A 17,039-nucleotide genomic window follows, 5' to 3' on the forward strand; every position below is an offset into this window, starting at 1 on the left:
GGCCGTGCCCCTTGGGGTGCGGCCGAATCTTTTTGAAATCGGCGAAAAAGCCTATATAGGGGCCATTCCGCACCGAAACCGCGAAAGCCGCCACCCATGTCCGCCCCCAACGCCCCCAACGCGCCGATCACCCAGGATGTCATGACGATCCCCCGCAAGACGCCGGAGGGGCCGATCAATCTTGTCGGGATGACCCGCGAGCGGATGCGCGACGCGCTGATCGAGGCCGGCACGCCCGAGAAACAGGCCCGGATGCGGGCGGGCCAGATCTGGCAGTGGATCTACCAGTGGGGCGTGCGCGATTTCGCGCAGATGACCAACCTGGCCAAACCCTATCGCGCGCTGCTGACCGAGCATTTCACCATCGGGATCCCCGAGGTGGTGAGCCGCCAGGTCAGCAGCGACGGCACCCGAAAGTACCTTGTGCGCATCGCCGGCGGGCACGAGGTCGAGGTGGTCTATATCCCCGAGGAGGATCGCGGCACGCTCTGCGTCTCGTCTCAGGTGGGATGCACCCTGACCTGTTCGTTCTGCCATACCGGCACCCAGAAGCTGGTGCGCAACCTGACCGCCGGCGAGATTGTCGGCCAGGTGATGATGGCGCGCTACGATCTGGGCGAATGGCCGGTACCCGGTGCGCCAAAGGACGAGACACGGCTGCTCAGCAACATCGTGCTGATGGGAATGGGCGAGCCGCTCTATAATTTCGAGAACGTGCGCGATGCGATGAAGATCGCCATGGACCCCGAGGGCATCCAGCTGTCGCGCCGTCGCATCACGCTCTCGACCTCCGGCGTGGTGCCCGAGATCGCCCGCACGGCGCAAGAGATCGGCTGCCAGCTCGCCATCTCGTTCCACGCCACCACGGACGAGGTGCGCGATGTTCTGGTGCCGATCAACAAGCGCTGGAACATCGAGGAACTGCTGGCCGCTCTGGCGAGCTATCCCAAGGTCTCGAACTCCGAGCGGATCACTTTTGAGTACGTGATGTTGAACGGGGTGAATGACAGCGACGACGACGCCCGCCGCCTGATCCAGCTGATCAAGGATCACGGCATCCCGGCCAAGATCAACCTGATCCCGTTCAACGAATGGCCCGGCGCCCCCTACAAGCGGTCGTCGAACAACCGCATCCGCGCCTTCGCCGACATCGTCTACAAGGCCGGCTATGCCAGCCCGATCCGCACCCCGCGCGGCGAGGATATCATGGCCGCCTGCGGCCAGTTGAAATCGGCCACCGAGCGCGCCCGCAAGTCGCGCAAACAGATCGAGGCCGAGGCCGGATTGAACGGCTGACCCCCGGGTCATTGTTTGCAATACGTGAACGGATTGTACGTTCTGCCCCTAAATTTCCACAATCCGGGACCAATTAAGCCGCCATCAACAGTCAGTTTCCAAACTGCAAACAATGTAATGAGTGCAGGAGGAAATGAAGATGGCACAGGTTCACATGATCTGCCGCACCCCCGTCGAGGCCCCGGTCCTGGATCTTTTGATGCGCGAACGCGCGATGGCGGTCAGCCCGCGGGAATGGAAATTCCGCCTGGCCGGCTACGGCTACGCGATCAAGGATGTGGGCGGCGCCCAGGTGGTGACCAAGCTGCCCCAGAACACCGAACTGGGCGTGCTTGAGGTTCAGATCCACTGATTTTTGTGGACATCGCAGACGCCGGTTCGTCTGGCGCCAAACCGCTCAGCCGCGCCCCGGAATCACGTCGCGCGGCGGCGCGGGCTCCCAGTTTTCGATGATCTCGGCCGCCTCCTGGGCGCTATCGACGAACCGGAAGAGGCTCAGATCCTCGTCCGAGATGGTGCCGGCATCGGCCAGCGCCTGCCAGTTGATCACGCTTTCCCAGAAGCTGCGCCCGAAGAACAGGAACGGCACCCGGTCCATCCGGCCGGTCTGGATCAGGGTCAGCGCCTCAAAGGTTTCGTCAAGGGTCCCGAAGCCGCCAGGGAACACCCCGATGGCCCGCGCGCGCATCAGGAAGTGCATCTTGCGGATCGCGAAATAGTGGAAGTTGAAGCTGAGCTCGGGCGTCACGTACTGGTTCGGCGCCTGCTCGTGCGGCAGCACGATCGACAGGCCCAGCGAAACGCCCCCCGCCTCATGCGCGCCCCGGTTGCCCGCCTCCATCACGCCCGGCCCGCCGCCGGTGGCGATCACGTATTCGCGGTTGCCCGTCGCGATCGCCTTTTGCGTCATCAGCCGGGAAAACTCGCGCGCCACCTCATAGAACGCGGACAACTCTGCCAGGGTCTTGGTGCGCGCGGTGTGCTTTTGTGCCGGCTCGGGGATGCGCGCACCGCCGAACAGGACGATGGTGCTTTCGATTTGGCGCTCTTCCAGCACCAGTTGCGGTTTCAGAAGCTCCAGCTGCAACCGGACCGGGCGCAACTCGTCCCGGCACATGAATTCCTCGTCGGTAAAGGCCAGCCGGTAGGTCGGCGACCGGCTTTGCGGCGTATCGGGAACCTTGCGCGCGGTGGTGCGGTCGAAACTGGCGTCGCGGAAAACGCTGTGGCGGTCGTCGTTCATGAACATGGCCCCGGATAAACAATCAGGGGCCAGCCATATCGCGTTCCCGTAGCGGTGGCCAGACGCCCCGGCATGGCGGCCGGGGCGGCAGCATCAGACGAAATCGAATCCGTCGGGCAGCACCAGCCAGTTGGTCTTGCCACCAAAGGTATCCATGCCCTCCAGCTTGATCCCCAGATCGGCCTCGCCGTCACCGTCGTTGTCGATTTCGACGATGCCGTTTTCCATCCGCACCTCGTAATCGCCCGCCTCGCCGCTGAAGGCGGCATCGCGGATATACCGGATCTCGTCGAACTCGAAAAAGAAGAACGCCTGATCCGAGGTCAGATCGACCTTGTCGCCCCCCTTGCGGTCAAAGTCCGTCACCGTGGCGCCAAAGCGGCCCTCGTCGAAATAGCCCACCTCGAACTTGTCCTTGCCGGCACCGCCGGTCCAGGTATCGGTGCCCAGGGCATCCTCGGCGCGGAAAACGTCGCGGCCACGGCCCCCGAAAATAACATCGTCGCCCGCAAGACCCTGAAGGTCATCATTTCCGTTGCCGCCAAACAGCTTGTCATCGCCGTTGAAGCCCACCAGCCAGTCATGGCCCGCCTGCCCGAACAGCTTGTCGTTGCCGTCGTAGCCGCCCACACGATCGTGCCCCGCGCCTGCCTTGATAACGTCATTGCCGCTGGACGCATTGAAATAGTTGTCAGCCTTCGACAGCGACCCCTTCAGCCCGTTCAAGGCCAGTTCGTCCCAGATTACGCCGGAATAAGTCTGACCGTAGAAATCGGACAGGTTGACCTTGCCGTTGGACACGACGGTGGCGGCCAGCTCGCCGTCCTTGAAGATGTCGGTGTGCTCGATCTTTCCCTTCCAGCCGGCCGCCGTTTTCTTGAACGAGCCGGTAAAGGTGATGTCCACGGCCATCTCGAAATCATCCTCGCCGTAGACCGGCTCGGTATAAATGGTTTCCAGCGTGAACTTGGAGGCCTTCTTGCCGCCCGGGTCCGCGTCGCTCCAGGTTGTCGCGTCGATCGGCAGCCGACTCGAGGTGACCTGATGGATCGGATTTTCCGTCAGGGATGTCCCCCCGGCCGTGTAGTTAATGAGTTTTGCCCTGGCCATGTAGCCCCCTGATTCCTAAAACATGACGGTTTTTGAATGTCGCAAATGAACCCCCTCTGCGTGAAAAAATCAAACGATATCTCGCACAAGTGTTGCGGCCACCCGGCCCCGCCGTTGCCCTTTCCGGCCAAGGCCGGTTATCTGGAGCCATCTTGAATTCGGAAGGACAGGCAGTGGTGGATCGTCAGGATATCGACGCGGCGGCGGCGCGGATCGCCCCCCATGTCGTGCGCACCCCGGTGATGGAGGTTTCGGGCTTCGGGCTGCCCTATGCCGTCGAGATGAAGCTCGAGCAGGTCCAGCATACCGGCAGCTTCAAGGCCCGCGGCGCGTTCAACACCTTGCTCAGTTGCGATGTGCCCGGCGCGGGTCTGGTCGCGGCCTCGGGCGGCAATCACGGCGCGGCGGCGGCCTATGCGGCGCGGGCGCTGGGGCACAGGGCCGCGATCTTCGTGCCCGAGATGGCCGGTCCGTCCAAGATTGCCCTGATCGAACGGATCGGCGCCGACCTGCATGTGGTTCCGGGGGAATATGCCAACGCGCTACAGGCCGCGCAGGCCCATGAGGCCGAAACCGGCGCGATGCAGATCCATGCCTATGATTCGCCCGCCACGGTGGCCGGTCAGGGCACCTGCCTGCGCGAATGGGAGGATCAGGGCCTGGTCGCCGATACCGTGCTGATCGCGGTCGGCGGTGGCGGACTGATCGCCGGCGCGCTGGCCTGGCTGCGCGGTGCGCGCAAGGTGGTGGCGGTGGAGCCGGAAACCTCCTGCGCGCTGAACGCGGCGCTCACGGCCGGTGAACCGGTGGATGTCGAGGTCTCCGGTGTCGCCGCCAACGCGCTGGGGGCGCGGCGGATCGGGCGGATCTGTTTCGATCTGGTGCGGGAGTTCGACTCGCCATCGGTGCTGGTCCGGGACGCCGCCATCATCGCCGCCCAGCGCGCGCTCTGGCAGGAGCGGCGGCAATTGGTCGAACCGGCGGGCGCCGCGGCGCTGGCGGCGCTGATGTCGGGCGCCTATGTTCCGGCCCCGGGCGAGCGGGTGGCGGTGCTGGTCTGCGGCGGTAACATCGCGCCCGATCCGTTGGGGTGACCGGGCGCTGAGGACCGTTACAGATACCGCCCGCCGCGCTGGAGCACCTCGATCTGATAGCCGTCGGGATCGGCGAGAAAGAAGAACTCGGCGATCACCTCGCCTGCGGGCGCAAAGGCCACGATGTCGCGCGGGGCCAGCCCGGCGGCCTTGAGCCGCGCATGCTCCGCCGCCAGATCCGCCACCGATACCGCCAGATGACCATAGCCGTCGCCCAGGTCATAAGGCTCGGTCCGGTCCTTGTTCACCGTCAGTTCCAGCTCGAATCCGGTCTCGTCATTGCTGAGGTAAACCAGCGTGAACGTAGGGAAATCCAGCCGGTCTGCGACCTTCAGGCCAAACGCGACCTGGTAGAACGCGACCGAACGCACCTCGTCCAAGACGCGGATCATGCTGTGGATGGCTTTGGCCATGTGTCTTGTCCTTCTCTTGCTCCGATGGAGACAGGTGGATTGTCGCAACGCGACGCGCCCGCTATAGGGCATGAAACCCGATCGGACGAGGAGAGAAAGATGCCCAACGCCCAACTGGAAACCGCCATCGAATCCGCGTGGGAGAACCGCGACACCATCACCCCCTCGACCGGTGGCGAAACCCGCCAAGCGATCGAAGACACGCTGAACGCGCTCGACAGCGGCAGCCTGCGCGTGGCCGAGAAACAGGCCGACGGGTCCTGGCATGTGAACCAGTGGGCCAAGAAGGCGGTTCTGCTCGGCTTTCGCATCAAGGACATGGAAGTGCACGACAACGGCCCCCAGGGCTCGGGCTGGTGGGACAAGGTCGACAGCAAGTTCAAGGGCTGGGGCGCGGCCGAATGGAAGGCCGCCGGGTTCCGCGCGGTGCCCAACTGCGTGGTGCGCAAATCGGCCTATATCGCCCCCGGCGTGGTGCTGATGCCCTCTTTCGTCAACCTCGGCGCCTATGTCGACGAGGGCACCATGGTCGATACCTGGGCCACGGTTGGCAGCTGCGCCCAGATCGGCAAGGGCGTGCACCTGTCCGGCGGAGTCGGCATCGGCGGCGTGCTGGAGCCGATGCAAGCGGGCCCCACGATCATCGAGGACAACTGCTTTATCGGTGCCCGCTCCGAGGTGGTCGAGGGCTGCATCGTGCGCGAGGGATCGGTCCTTGGCATGGGGGTCTTCATCGGCCAGTCAACCAAGATCGTCGATCGCGAGACCGGTGAAGTGATGTATGGCGAGGTGCCGCCCTATTCGGTGGTGGTCGCGGGCTCGATGCCGTCCAAGAACGGCATCAACCTTTATTGCGCGGTGATCGTGAAGCGGGTGGATGCGCAGACCCGCTCCAAGACCGGCATCAACGAGCTGCTGCGCGACTGATCGCGGAGATCCGTTTCCGAACAAAAAATGGGGCGGCCAGCGGGCCGCCCCTGTTTCGTTTCACGCCCGGTTCAGGCGCCGATCAGCGCCCGGCTCTCATACCCCTTGAGCGAGGGGCGCGCCGCCGGGCCGTAGCCAAAGCCGTCGTGATCGGCGGCGTCCGGCATCAGCCGCAGAATTTCTTCGCGCGTCTCGGCGTCAAAACTGTCGATGGTCTCACGGCCGGGATGGTAGCTTTCGCTGTCCAGCCCGTTTCCACGAATGATCTGGTGACGGTCGAACATGACATGCACATAGGTCACCGGCCCGCCATCCCGGCGCAGGTGCACGGTCGATCCGTTCACGAGGTCCCTGGCCTTGACCAGAACCTCGCCCTCGCCGAACAGCAGCTCGGCGCCAGGCGAGCGCATCAGCACCCGGTGGTTCGGCGAAAGCTCGGACCGTGCGTGATCGCCCAGCGCACCGGCCTCGATCACCACCGGGGCGTCGATCCCGGAGGCGCGGCGTATCGCCCGGCCGCACCAGCGCACCGGCTGCGGGCCGTCATCACGGGTCATGACCAGATCGCCCGGTTTCAGATCTTCCACCGCGACCGGGCCATTCGGCGTCTCGACCAGCGTTCCGGCCACAAGACAGGGCAGCGTCGTCATCTCGACAAAGGCGGTGTCGGTGTTCCCGTCATCGTCCTCGACCTGATAGGTAAAGGTATTGGTCTCGTAATCGCCGTCGGCCTCGACGGTTACGGTGCCGTCACCGTTCAGCGTCACCGCCTCGCCGGTTGGCAGTATGATGGTGTCGCCCGCCAGAACCGGCTGGTTGTTGATCTGGGTGATGGTCAGCGTGCCGCCGGTGTTGCTGACGTCGTTGGCCAGCAGGTCAAAGGTGCCCTCGGCCCCCGGCACCTCGATCACGTCGTCGCCGGCGATCAGGGCGGTCTGGACCGAATCCCCGGCGATCAGCAGGTTACTGTCATAGATCCCGTCGCCGGCGTCGGCGATGCCGATCTTGATGGTGTTTTCCTCGCCCGCGTTCACCGGCGCCTTCAGCGTCAGGGTGACGGTAAAGCCATCCATCTCGGTGTTGTGGAGATCGAGTTCGCGCGGGTTGTCGATATAGAGGTTCTCGTTGCTCTCGTCGTTGATGTTGTTGATGGTGATGTCGCCGGTGCCCACCGTCAGCTCGGCCTGCTCCCCGTTCACCCAGATCCCGACCGCGTCGTTAAATCCCTTGTCGACCCATTCCAGGTATTCCTCGGACGAGAAGGTAACCTGCATGGTCAGGGTATCGCCCTCGGGCACGAAGGTGGCCTCGAACACAGCGGCATCATAGGTCGTCTGCCCGGAAATGTCCGAAAGATCGGAGTCGCCCGGCGCGTGATGGTCCGTGGATTCCTTCTCGCTCTGGTTCGGGTCGCCCGACGCATGCGTGATATCCTCGGCCTTGCCCGTCGACAGGATCACGCCGCTGTCCGACGGCGTCAGGTCCGGGGCGACCGTGTCGCCGTTCGAATAGATGCCGGAGGCATCGGAGTCGCCGGTGAAACTGGCCGAATTGATGGTGATCCCGCTGCCGAACATGGCCTCGGCCATGTCCATCGCGGAGGCGGACGTGTCGATAGGAAGCTCGGAAGCCGTAACCATAACAATGCCTCAATAATTAGGAGCCGCTTTGCGCGGTTTTTCTTAAACGCCACTTATGAACAAAGAATTGGGCGAAAATGTGCAGTTCTCATAAGTTTTTTCGAAAATGTTCGGACATAGGGTGCCTGAACCACCGTGCTTGACCGCCACCGGGCAATGCGGCTAAGGCCCGCGACATGAACAGCAAAGCCAAACCCTCCCGCCAGCAGGTCTATACGCTCCTGGTCCAGATTGGCCGGAAATCCGGCGACGGGCTGCCCAAGGGCGCCACCGGCGCCGGGCTGATATGCTACGCCTCCGGCGTGGACGAGGCCGAGGCGGTGCGCGAAACCGTGGCGATCCTGAAACAGGCCGATACCGCGCCGCTGGACGTCACCGGCTACGGCACCCTGAAGGAACGCCAGGAGGCCGGGCACGAGATCGACGACGAGGAACGCGCGCTGATGCAGCGGGCGCTGGACGAGAACGCGGTGATCGTGGCGCAGATGACGCCGTTCTATGGCGATGCGCCCGATCCCGAAGACATCATGCACTGAGACACGCCGCGCTCAGCGGCGTTGCCCGAACCACTCGCTGTAGATGCGGTCATAGGTTCCATCCTCGCGCAGCGCCAGCAGGGCCTGGTTCACCTCCTCGACCAGCGGGCTGCCGGTGGGAAAGGCGATCCCGTAGTTCTCGCGCAGGAACACCGGCCCGGCCAGACGCGCCACGTCCCGCCCGTCATGATTGGCGTAGTAGGACAGGATCGGCGCATCGAAGACCACCACCTCGACATCCCCCGCCTCGAAGGCGCTCAGCATCGGCTCTAGCGCGCTGTACCCGTCATATGTGATCTCGCGCCGGTCCAGAAAGGCGGCGGCGGTCGAGCCTTCGATCGTGGCCACCCGCTTGCCGTAGAGATCGTTGATCGAGTTGACCGAGCCGCTGATCGCCTCGACCGTCATCACCGTGGTGATCTTGGCCACGAAGACCGACACGATGAAAAGCGACGAGATCACCAGAAGCACCCCAAAGATGCGGCCCAGAAAGGTGCGGGGCACGCGCTCTTCAAAGCCGCCGTTCACCACGAGGTTCAGCGCCCACCAGAACGAAGGGAACCAGGCCTCGTGCACGGGGCGGTCGAAATAGGGCTGCGCGCGGCGTTCGAACACCCACATCAGCATGCCGCCGCCGATCAGCAGCACGAAGGCCGCGCCAATGGCCAACAGCAGGTCGGGCGACAGGATCGCCCGCCACACCGACGACCCGGCGCTCTCGCCCGGTGGCACCATGATCTGCAGCCCGGCCTCGAAAATCGGCTGGCTGAAATCCATCACCCCCTCGCGCGCGGCGGTGATCGAGATATTGGCAATGGCAAGATCCGCCGTCCCGTCGCCGATCCGGGTCAGCATGTCGCCGAACCTCTCCAGCCGTTCGACTCGATAATCCCAGGCCAGCGCCTCGGCCAGCGCAGCCAGAAGTTCCATCGAGAATCCGCTGTCCTCGCCCCCCTCCACCATCGAAAAGGGGACACGGGTGACAGTGGTCACGGTCAGGGTCTGGGCGGCGGCGGCCTGTGCCCAGAGTGCCGTAGCAACGGCAAGTATGGCGAAAAATCTTTTCATCTGTCCCGGTTTTTTGCTTTGCTTACGCAGAATTCGTAAACGGGGCAAGCGCGCGTACACGTTAGGCAGGGGTTGGCATTTTGCCGGTTTGACCGCAAGTTGGCGCCGCCCGCGACACCAGGCAGAAGGAATATCCGCAAATGCCCGCTACCGATCCCGCCCGGCTGACCGCCGATCTGATCCGCTGTCCCTCGGTCACGCCGGAAGAAGGCGGCGCGCTGGTCCTGCTGGAGGAGCGGTTGAGCGCGGCCGGTTTCACCTGCACCCGCGCCGACCGTGGCGGAGTCTGCAACCTCTTTGCCCGCTGGGGCGACAAGGGGCATGCGCGCACGTTCGGCTTCAACGGCCACACCGACGTGGTGCCGGTGGGCGACGAGGCCGCCTGGACTGTGCCGCCCTTTGGCGCGGTCGAAAAGGATGGCGTGCTCTACGGGCGCGGCGCCACCGACATGAAATCAGGGGTTGCCGCCTTTGCCGCCGCCGCCATCGACTTTGTCTCCAACACCCCGCCCGACGGCGCGGTGATCCTGACGATCACCGGCGACGAGGAGGGCGACGCGCTGGACGGCACCGTTGCGCTGCTCGACTACATGGCGCAGGCCGGCGAAAAGATGTCGGTCTGCCTGGTGGGCGAACCCACCTGCCCCGAGACCATGGGCGAGATGATCAAGATCGGCCGGCGCGGCTCGATGACGGCCTGGTTCACGGTGGTGGGCAAGCAGGGGCATTCGGCCTATCCGCACCGGGCGAAAAACCCGCTGCCGGCGATGGCCCGGCTGATGGACCGGCTGGCCAGCCACGAGTTGGACAGGGGCACCGATCATTTCGACCCCTCGACCCTGGCGGTGGTGACCATCGACGCCGGCAACCCCGCGACCAACGTGATCCCGGCGCATTGTAGCGGCACGGTGAACATCCGCTTCAACGATACCCATACCGGCATCGGCCTGAGCGACTGGCTGCGTGCCGAGGCCGACAAGGTGGCCGAAGAGTTCGGCGTCGCGGTGGAGATGAAGGTGAAGATCTCCGGCGAAAGCTTCCTCACCCCACCGGGGCCGCTCTCGGATCTGGTGTCGGCGGCGGTCGAGGCAGAAACCGAAACCCGCCCCGAGTTGTCGACCACCGGGGGCACCTCGGACGCGCGGTTTGTCAAGGATCACTGCCCGGTGGTGGAATTCGGGCTGGTCGGACAGACCATGCACCAGGTCGACGAGCGGGTACCGGTCGCACAGATCCACCAACTCAAGGCGATCTACACCCGGATCCTGCGCGACTATTTCGCGTAACACCCCGATGCGCGGCACCCTGATCGTGATGGTGAAAGAGCCGCGCCCGGGCCGGGTGAAAACCCGGCTGGGGCGCGGGATCGGCGCAGTGCCGGCGGCCTGGTGGTACCGGCATCAATGCGCGCGCCTGCTCAGGCGCCTGCGCGATCCGCGCTGGGATATGCTGTTGGCGGTGGCGCCGGACCGGGCCTTGGGCGCGCGGCTCTGGCCGGGGCATCTGGCCCGCGTGCCTCAGGGGTGCGGCGATCTCGGGGCGCGGATGGCGCGACTGCTGCGCGCAGCACCCGGCCCGGCCTGCCTGATCGGCTCGGACATCCCCGGCGTCCTGCCACGGCATATCGCCCGCGCCTTTGCGCTGCTCGGGTCCCATGACGCGGTCTTTGGTCCCGCGTCCGATGGCGGGTTCTGGCTGGTCGGCGCGCAGCACCCCGCGCGCCTGCCGCACGGCCTGTTCTCGGGTGTGCGCTGGTCCGGCGAACACGCGCTGAGCGACAGTCTCGCCACCCTGCCCGGGCATCGCATCGCACTGGCCGATACCCTGCGCGACGTAGACCGCGCGGCCGACCTGCTCCGCCCCTGATCCGGTCGCTTTTCGCGATGACGCGCCCGGCGCACCGTGCTAGGCCAAAGCCATGACGCGCATACCCTCAAAACAGGAAATCCTCGACTGGATTTCCGCCCACCCGACCCAATCGTCGAAACGCGATATCGCCAAGGCGTTCGGGATCAAGGGGGCCGACCGGATCGACCTGAAACGGGTTCTGAAGGAACTCGAGGCCGAGGGACATCTGGAAAAGCGCAAGAAAACCTACCGCGACCCCGAGGGCCTGCCGCCGGTGACCGTGCTGCAGGTCAAGGCGCCCAATGCCGATGGCGATCTCTTCGCGCGGCCACTGGAATGGCACGGCGAGGGGGTGGAACCCATCGTTCTGGTCATGCCGCGCGCCTCGGACCCGGCTCTGGGCGAGGGTGATCGCATCCTCGCCCGGCTGACCCAAGTGCATGAAGAGGATCACAATTACGAGGCCCGGCTGATCCGCCGTATCGGCACCAACCCCAAACGCGTGCTGGGCGTCTTTCGCAAGGGCGCCGAGGGTGGCCGCATCGTGCCGATCGACAAGGGCACCAGCACCGAATGGATGGTCCCCGAGGACGCCCGCCACGGCGCCAAGGATGGCGAGTTGGTCGAGGCCGAGCAATCGGGGCCAAAGGGCCGCATGGGCCTGCCACGTGCGCGCATCGTCGAGCGTCTGGGCGATCCCAGCGCGCCGCGGGCGGTGTCTCTGATCGCGATTCACCAGCACGGCATTCCCGATGACTTCCCCGACGACGTGATCGCCGAGGCCGACGCCTGCAAACCCGTGGGTCTGAACGGGCGCGAGGATCTGCGCGATCTGCCGCTGATCACCATCGACCCGGCGGATGCGCGTGACCGTGACGACGCCTGTCTTGCCCTGCCCGACGACGATCCCAAGAACCCCGGCGGTTTCATCATCTGGGTCGCCATCGCCGATGTCGCCGCCTTCGTCCGTCCGGGCAATGCGTTGGACCGCGAGGCGCGCAATCGCGGCAACTCCTCCTATTTCCCCGACCGGGTGGTGCCGATGCTGCCCGACCGGTTGTCGGGCGATCTGTGCTCGCTGCATGAAAACGTGCCGCGCGCCTGCGTCGCCGTGCGGATGCAGATCGATGCGCAAGGCCACAAGATCGGCCATCGGTTCGTGCGCGGGCTGATGCGCTCGGCCGCTGCGCTGCATTACGCCGAGGTGCAGGAGGCGATCGACGGCAATCCCAACGAGCGCACCGAGGCGCTGCTGGAGCCGGTGCTGAAACCGCTTTACGCCGCCTACTGCGCGCTGCATAACGCGCGCGAGCTGCGCCAACCGCTCGACCTCGACCTGCCGGAACGGCGGATCGTGCTGGGCGATGACGGCAAGGTCGCCTCGGTCAATTTCCGCGATCGGCTGGATGCGCACCGGCTGATCGAGGAGTTCATGATCCTCGCCAATGTCTCGGCCGCCGAAACGTTGATCGCCAAACGCTCGCCGCTGCTGTTCCGCGTCCACGAGGAACCCAGCCCCGAAAAGCTCGAGGCACTGCGCGAGACCGCGCAGGCGGCGGGCTATACGCTGGCCAAGGGGCAGGTGCTGCAGACCCGGCATCTGAACGCGCTGCTGGAGCAGGCCGCCGGGAGCGACGATGCCGAACTGATCAACCTCTCGACCCTGCGGTCGATGACACAGGCCTATTACAGCCCCGAGAACTTCGGTCATTTCGGCCTCGCGCTGGCACATTACGCGCATTTCACCTCGCCGATCCGGCGCTATGCCGACCTGATCGTGCACCGCGCCCTGATCGCCGCGCATGGCTGGGGCAAGGACGGGCTGCAACCGGACGAGATCGAGCGGCTGGACCAGACCGCCGAGCATATCTCCGAGACCGAGCGGCGCTCGATGATGGCCGAGCGGGACACCACCGACCGTTATCTGGCGGCCTATTTGTCCGAGCGGGTCGGCAATGAGTTCACCGGGCGGATCAGCGGCATCGCCCGGTTCGGCGCCTTCGTCAAGCTGGACGAGACCGCCGCCGACGGGCTGATTCCGATCCGCACCCTGGGGCGGGAGTATTTCCATTTCGACAGCGAGGCCGGCACGCTGATGGGGTCCGACACCGGCCTGACGATCGGCATCGGCCAGCGTGTCACCGTGCGCCTGGTCGAGGCCGCGCCGATGACCGGCGGGCTGGAGCTGGAGCTCTTGTCGTTGGAAGACAAAGCCTTGCCGCGCGGTCCGGGCGCGGGCCGGGGACGCTCGCCCAAGCGCAAGCCAGTGCGCGCCAGGAAGAAGGCCGACAAGGTCAAGCGCAAGCTGCGGCGACAACGCTGAGCCCGGCGCAAAGGTGCCGGCCCGACCGCAGTGCTTACGGATGGCTTTCGCGAACCCCGATTTCACGGTAGGATTGGCGTCGAGCAGTCTGACAGGACAATAATAATGCGTGTTTGGTTATATGCCGCGGGGCTGGCCCTGTGCGGGGCGACTCCCGTCGTGGCAGAGGCAGTCATACGATCCCCCCGCCCCGAGATCCGGCCCCCCATGGCCTCCGGCACGGTGCAGCGTGCCGCCCCGTCGGTGCTGACCTCGCTGCGGCCCAGCCCGCGCCCGGCCAGTATGGAGATCGCCGTGCCCAAGGTTCATGAGGTGGAGAACGCCCGCTTTCAGGCCTGGGTCCGGGCCTTCAAACGGCGCGCCGCGGCACAGGGAATTCGCCGCGACGTGCTCGACCGGGCCTTTTCCGGGGTGCATTTCGACCCGGAGGTGATCCGGCTGGACCGCAACCAGTCGGAGTTCGTCAAACCGATCTGGGAATACCTCGACAGCGCCGTGTCCGACAGCAGAATTTCAAGCGGACGCAAGGCCTTGCAGGAACATCGCGCGGTGCTGGAGCGGATCGAGCGGCACTATGGCGTGGACAAGGAAGTGGTCCTCGCGGTCTGGGGGATGGAGACCAACTATGGCGGGTTCCGGGGCCGCAACAACGTGGTCCGCTCACTGTCGACGCTGGCCTTCGAGGGGCGGCGGGCCAGTTTCTTCGAGGCGCAACTGATCGCGGCGCTGCGGATCCTGCAAAGCGGCGACACCACGCCGGAGCGGATGACCGGAAGCTGGGCCGGAGCGATGGGGCATACCCAGTTCATGCCGACCTCGTACCTTGAGCACGCGGTGGATTTCACCGGCGACGGGCGGCGCGATATCTGGTCGGATGACCCCAGTGACGCGCTGGCCTCGACCGCCGCCTATCTCAAGCGGTTTGGCTGGAACAAACACCAACCCTGGGGGGTCGAGGTGCGGCTGCCACAAGATTTTGACTTTCGCCTCGCGCAGCGGTCGATCACCAGGTCGCCCGCCGACTGGGCCCGGCTGGGGGTCGTGGGGATGGATGGAAAACCGGTGCCGAACCACGGTGCTGCGGCGATCCTTCTGCCCGCCGGGGGGCGGGGGGCGGCGTTCATGATCTTCAACAATTTCAAGGCGATAGAGCGGTATAACCCGGCGGATGCCTATGTGATCGGGGTCGGGCACCTGGCCGACCGGATCGCCGGTGGCGGGCCGATCCGCGCCGACTGGCCGCGCGGCGACCGAGGGCTGACGTTCTCGGAACGCAAGGAGATGCAGAAGCATCTGACCGCAAAGGGTTTTCCGACCTCCGGCGTAGACGGGCGGATCGGTCCGAAGACGATGGCGGCGGTGCGAGCCTATCAACTGGCCAACGGGCTGCTGCCGGACGGCCATGCCTCGCTGACCCTGCTGACGCGGTTGCGCTAGCGGCGCGCGGAGGGTTCACCGGGGGCCGAGCCTGAGTCGCCCCCCGGTTTTCGCGTCCCGCAGGCCCCCGGATCGGGGAGTTTCGGGCCGGTTCCGTACAATACGCCCGGCCCCGCCCGGCGGGGGCTGGTGGGAATTGGGGAGTTTCCGGCGGGTTCTGTACGGAACGCGGGCGAGGGGCGGATTTCGGGGCGAAAAAGGGTTAATGCGCACGGGATTGTGAATGCGCGATGTCGTAATCCGATGGGGAGCCGGGTAACCGTGCGGTTGAGGAAGTGCGAAGAAACGCGTTCGCCTTAACAACGAGAACGTTTCAAATCCCTCGTAGATTACGAGCGGCGATGAAGTACAAATTCGTTTTTCGGTGATTATTCCATCGCACGGCAACTTTAAAAAGAGTGTTGCTGTTTCCGCGCCGAGCGGATATCTTGGAACAAAAGAGGAACGTTTTAGGGTTAGATGCGAGCTTTCATTTCATATTCTCATCAAGATGTCGGCGCCCTTGAGCGTCTGCATGTCCACCTTGCCAACCTCCAACGCGAAGGTCGGATAGAGACGTGGTACGACCGGGAAATTTTGGCGGGTGACGTTTTGGAGGGTGAGATCAGCCGGGAACTGGAGGCGACCGATCTTTTCTTGCTGATGGTCAGCCCCGACTTTATCGCATCCAACTATTGCGTCGAACGAGAAATGCAACGCGCCTTGGAACGGCATGACGCAGGCGAGGCGCGGGTCGTACCGATTATCGTCGAACCGTGTGACTGGGCCGCAATGCCCCAACTGCGGCGGTTGAAGGCCGTGCCTAAGGACGGTGAGCCGATCTCTGAATGGGCAAACGCGAACAACGCCTATCTGAATGTTGTGCAGGAGATTCGCCGGATTGTAGATGCGGGCGATTCAGTTGCTCCTGAACCGGCCTACGACGATCCGGCACCGGCGGCACCACAACAAGACGTTCCACGTTATCGGGTCCAACAAGACTTCGACGAGATCGACCGCAGCGAATATCGAGACGCGGCGTTCGCAATGATCAAGGACTACTTCCGGCGGGCGATTGGCGAGATAGATGCGGTCGATGGTTTGCGCGGTCGGTTTGTTGACAGAGGTGCGAACTCGTTTGGCAGTACGGTTGTCAATCGCGGCCGCCAGCAGGGAACCGCACATATCACAGTACACTGCCGCAATGCGGGGTTCGCGTTGGGCGATATCTACTACTCCTTCAATGAGAACGCCGGTGACAACACCGCGAACGGTGCGTTCAACGTCTCGTCGGACGAGTACGAGCAGTTTCTTGTCGTGACCATGGCGATGTTCGGGAATGGGCCTGAACGTCTGAACCCGGAGCAAGCGGCGGAATACTTGTGGAACAAGTTCATTGAACAAGCGGGGATTGTCCATGCCTGAGCGCGTCCGCTTCCGCTGCAACAACTGCGGCAACCGTTTCGAAACCGAGGTGCTTGACGAAGACGAGCGCCGCGAGGCCCGACGCGAAAACCGACCGACCAACGCTGTGCATTGTCCCGAGTGCCATCGCACCGATGTCAGACGTGGTTGGGATTGACGACAAAACGCCATTTCTTTCGGGTAAGGGTATGCGGTCCCTGGTCAGGAACATCGCTGCGGTTATTCTAGCAATCGGAGGCAACTGGATTGTTTGGATAGTCCCGATTTTTCTTCCTCCATGTTCAATTTAGGGAGGTTGTTTTGCTGTCGCCGAGTGAGTTCATTGTTGGAAATGTCAGAATCGCAAAACCTCTTAGCTTAGTTTTCCCGACCGAAACAAATGACGAGACCTTGCTCGTTGGGAAAGTTGATGGCGCGGCTGTGGCGGTGTTCCTTTCGGGACGGTTTAAGTCTCTCTACTTTAACAGCGGGGAGAACGACAATTGGAGCGGCCTTATTCTTCCGAATGTCCGCGTTGAGGTGGATGAGACCAGCCTACTAGACGCCGACCGGTTTGACGTGTCTTCTTTGGCTGTAGTTAGGACCGACACTCGGCTAGCAATCTTAGCTAAGAGAGAGCATTCGCTAGGAAGTCGAACACTCGTCACCCTACACGACAACCTAGCGCCAGTGGGAGCATTTAGGGCGACGTTCGCTAGGT

Annotated in this window: 15 protein-coding genes; 10 read left to right on the forward strand and 5 right to left on the reverse strand. The window is 64.2% G+C overall.

Translation table 11 applies throughout. The features are described 5' to 3' along the window. The first annotated feature begins 96 nt into the window (after positions 1–96). Both rlmN and P1U75_RS05290 read left to right on the forward strand, forming a co-directional pair. The gene (gene rlmN / locus P1U75_RS05285; RefSeq protein ID WP_300240621.1) at positions 97–1,296 is read left to right on the forward strand and encodes a 23S rRNA (adenine(2503)-C(2))-methyltransferase RlmN; all 1,200 of its coding nucleotides are present in this window, start codon (positions 97–99) and stop codon (positions 1,294–1,296) included. Positions 1,297–1,435: 139 nt separating this feature from the next. Continuing rightward, positions 1,436–1,648, forward strand: coding sequence for a hypothetical protein (locus P1U75_RS05290; protein WP_300240623.1), 213 nt, complete (start codon positions 1,436–1,438; stop codon positions 1,646–1,648). A gap of 45 nt (positions 1,649–1,693) precedes the next feature. On the opposite strand, the gene P1U75_RS05295 is transcribed toward P1U75_RS05290, so the two are convergent. Beyond that, entirely contained in the window at positions 1,694–2,539 is an 846-nt protein-coding gene (locus P1U75_RS05295; protein ID WP_300240626.1) for a TIGR00730 family Rossman fold protein, read from the reverse strand. Between the two features lie 93 nt (positions 2,540–2,632). Then, on the reverse strand, positions 2,633–3,649 hold the full coding sequence (locus P1U75_RS05300) for a hypothetical protein (RefSeq protein ID WP_300240628.1): 1,017 nt from the start codon (positions 3,647–3,649) through the stop codon (positions 2,633–2,635). Positions 3,650–3,825: 176 nt separating this feature from the next. Here P1U75_RS05300 and P1U75_RS05305 point away from each other — a divergent pair, with 176 nt between their 5' ends. Continuing rightward, a complete protein-coding gene (locus P1U75_RS05305; protein ID WP_300240631.1) occupies positions 3,826–4,743 on the forward strand; it encodes a serine/threonine dehydratase in 918 nt (305 codons plus the stop codon). 17 nt (positions 4,744–4,760) lie between these two features. Here P1U75_RS05305 and P1U75_RS05310 read toward each other — a convergent pair whose 3' ends face one another. After that, positions 4,761–5,156, reverse strand: a complete 396-nt coding sequence (locus P1U75_RS05310) for a VOC family protein (RefSeq protein WP_300240633.1) — start codon at positions 5,154–5,156, stop codon at positions 4,761–4,763. A gap of 99 nt (positions 5,157–5,255) precedes the next feature. Here P1U75_RS05310 and dapD point away from each other — a divergent pair, with 99 nt between their 5' ends. Beyond that, positions 5,256–6,083 (forward strand): 2,3,4,5-tetrahydropyridine-2,6-dicarboxylate N-succinyltransferase, encoded by an 828-nt coding sequence (gene dapD / locus P1U75_RS05315; protein ID WP_300240636.1) that lies wholly within the window; start codon positions 5,256–5,258, stop codon positions 6,081–6,083. Between the two features lie 71 nt (positions 6,084–6,154). Here dapD and P1U75_RS05320 read toward each other — a convergent pair whose 3' ends face one another. Next, the gene (locus tag P1U75_RS05320; protein ID WP_300240638.1) at positions 6,155–7,723 is read right to left on the reverse strand and encodes a choice-of-anchor L domain-containing protein; all 1,569 of its coding nucleotides are present in this window, start codon (positions 7,721–7,723) and stop codon (positions 6,155–6,157) included. 176 nt (positions 7,724–7,899) lie between these two features. Between P1U75_RS05320 and P1U75_RS05325 the strand changes: the two genes are divergently transcribed. Then, positions 7,900–8,259 (forward strand): hypothetical protein, encoded by a 360-nt coding sequence (locus tag P1U75_RS05325; RefSeq protein ID WP_300240640.1) that lies wholly within the window; start codon positions 7,900–7,902, stop codon positions 8,257–8,259. A 12-nt stretch (positions 8,260–8,271) separates the two neighbouring features. On the opposite strand, the gene P1U75_RS05330 is transcribed toward P1U75_RS05325, so the two are convergent. Next, positions 8,272–9,327 (reverse strand): transporter substrate-binding domain-containing protein, encoded by a 1,056-nt coding sequence (locus P1U75_RS05330; RefSeq protein ID WP_300240642.1) that lies wholly within the window; start codon positions 9,325–9,327, stop codon positions 8,272–8,274. 140 nt (positions 9,328–9,467) lie between these two features. Here P1U75_RS05330 and dapE point away from each other — a divergent pair, with 140 nt between their 5' ends. The 5 genes from dapE (at position 9,468) to P1U75_RS05355 (ending at position 16,339) form a co-directional block, all read left to right on the forward strand. Beyond that, on the forward strand, positions 9,468–10,613 hold the full coding sequence (dapE, locus tag P1U75_RS05335; protein WP_300240644.1) for a succinyl-diaminopimelate desuccinylase: 1,146 nt from the start codon (positions 9,468–9,470) through the stop codon (positions 10,611–10,613). Positions 10,614–10,620: 7 nt separating this feature from the next. Then, positions 10,621–11,193, forward strand: a complete 573-nt coding sequence (locus tag P1U75_RS05340; RefSeq protein ID WP_300240647.1) for a TIGR04282 family arsenosugar biosynthesis glycosyltransferase — start codon at positions 10,621–10,623, stop codon at positions 11,191–11,193. A gap of 52 nt (positions 11,194–11,245) precedes the next feature. Continuing rightward, entirely contained in the window at positions 11,246–13,498 is a 2,253-nt protein-coding gene (gene rnr, locus P1U75_RS05345) for a ribonuclease R (RefSeq protein WP_300240650.1), read from the forward strand. Between the two features lie 282 nt (positions 13,499–13,780). After that, positions 13,781–14,935: a lytic murein transglycosylase gene (locus tag P1U75_RS05350; protein WP_300240675.1), complete on the forward strand. Its 1,155-nt coding sequence runs from the start codon at positions 13,781–13,783 to the stop codon at positions 14,933–14,935. A 459-nt stretch (positions 14,936–15,394) separates the two neighbouring features. Next, positions 15,395–16,339 (forward strand): toll/interleukin-1 receptor domain-containing protein, encoded by a 945-nt coding sequence (locus tag P1U75_RS05355; protein WP_300240652.1) that lies wholly within the window; start codon positions 15,395–15,397, stop codon positions 16,337–16,339. Positions 16,340–17,039: the final 700 nt, after the last annotated feature.

This window comes from Antarcticimicrobium sp. (genome assembly GCF_029212575.1).
Lineage (GTDB): Bacteria > Pseudomonadota > Alphaproteobacteria > Rhodobacterales > Rhodobacteraceae > Antarcticimicrobium.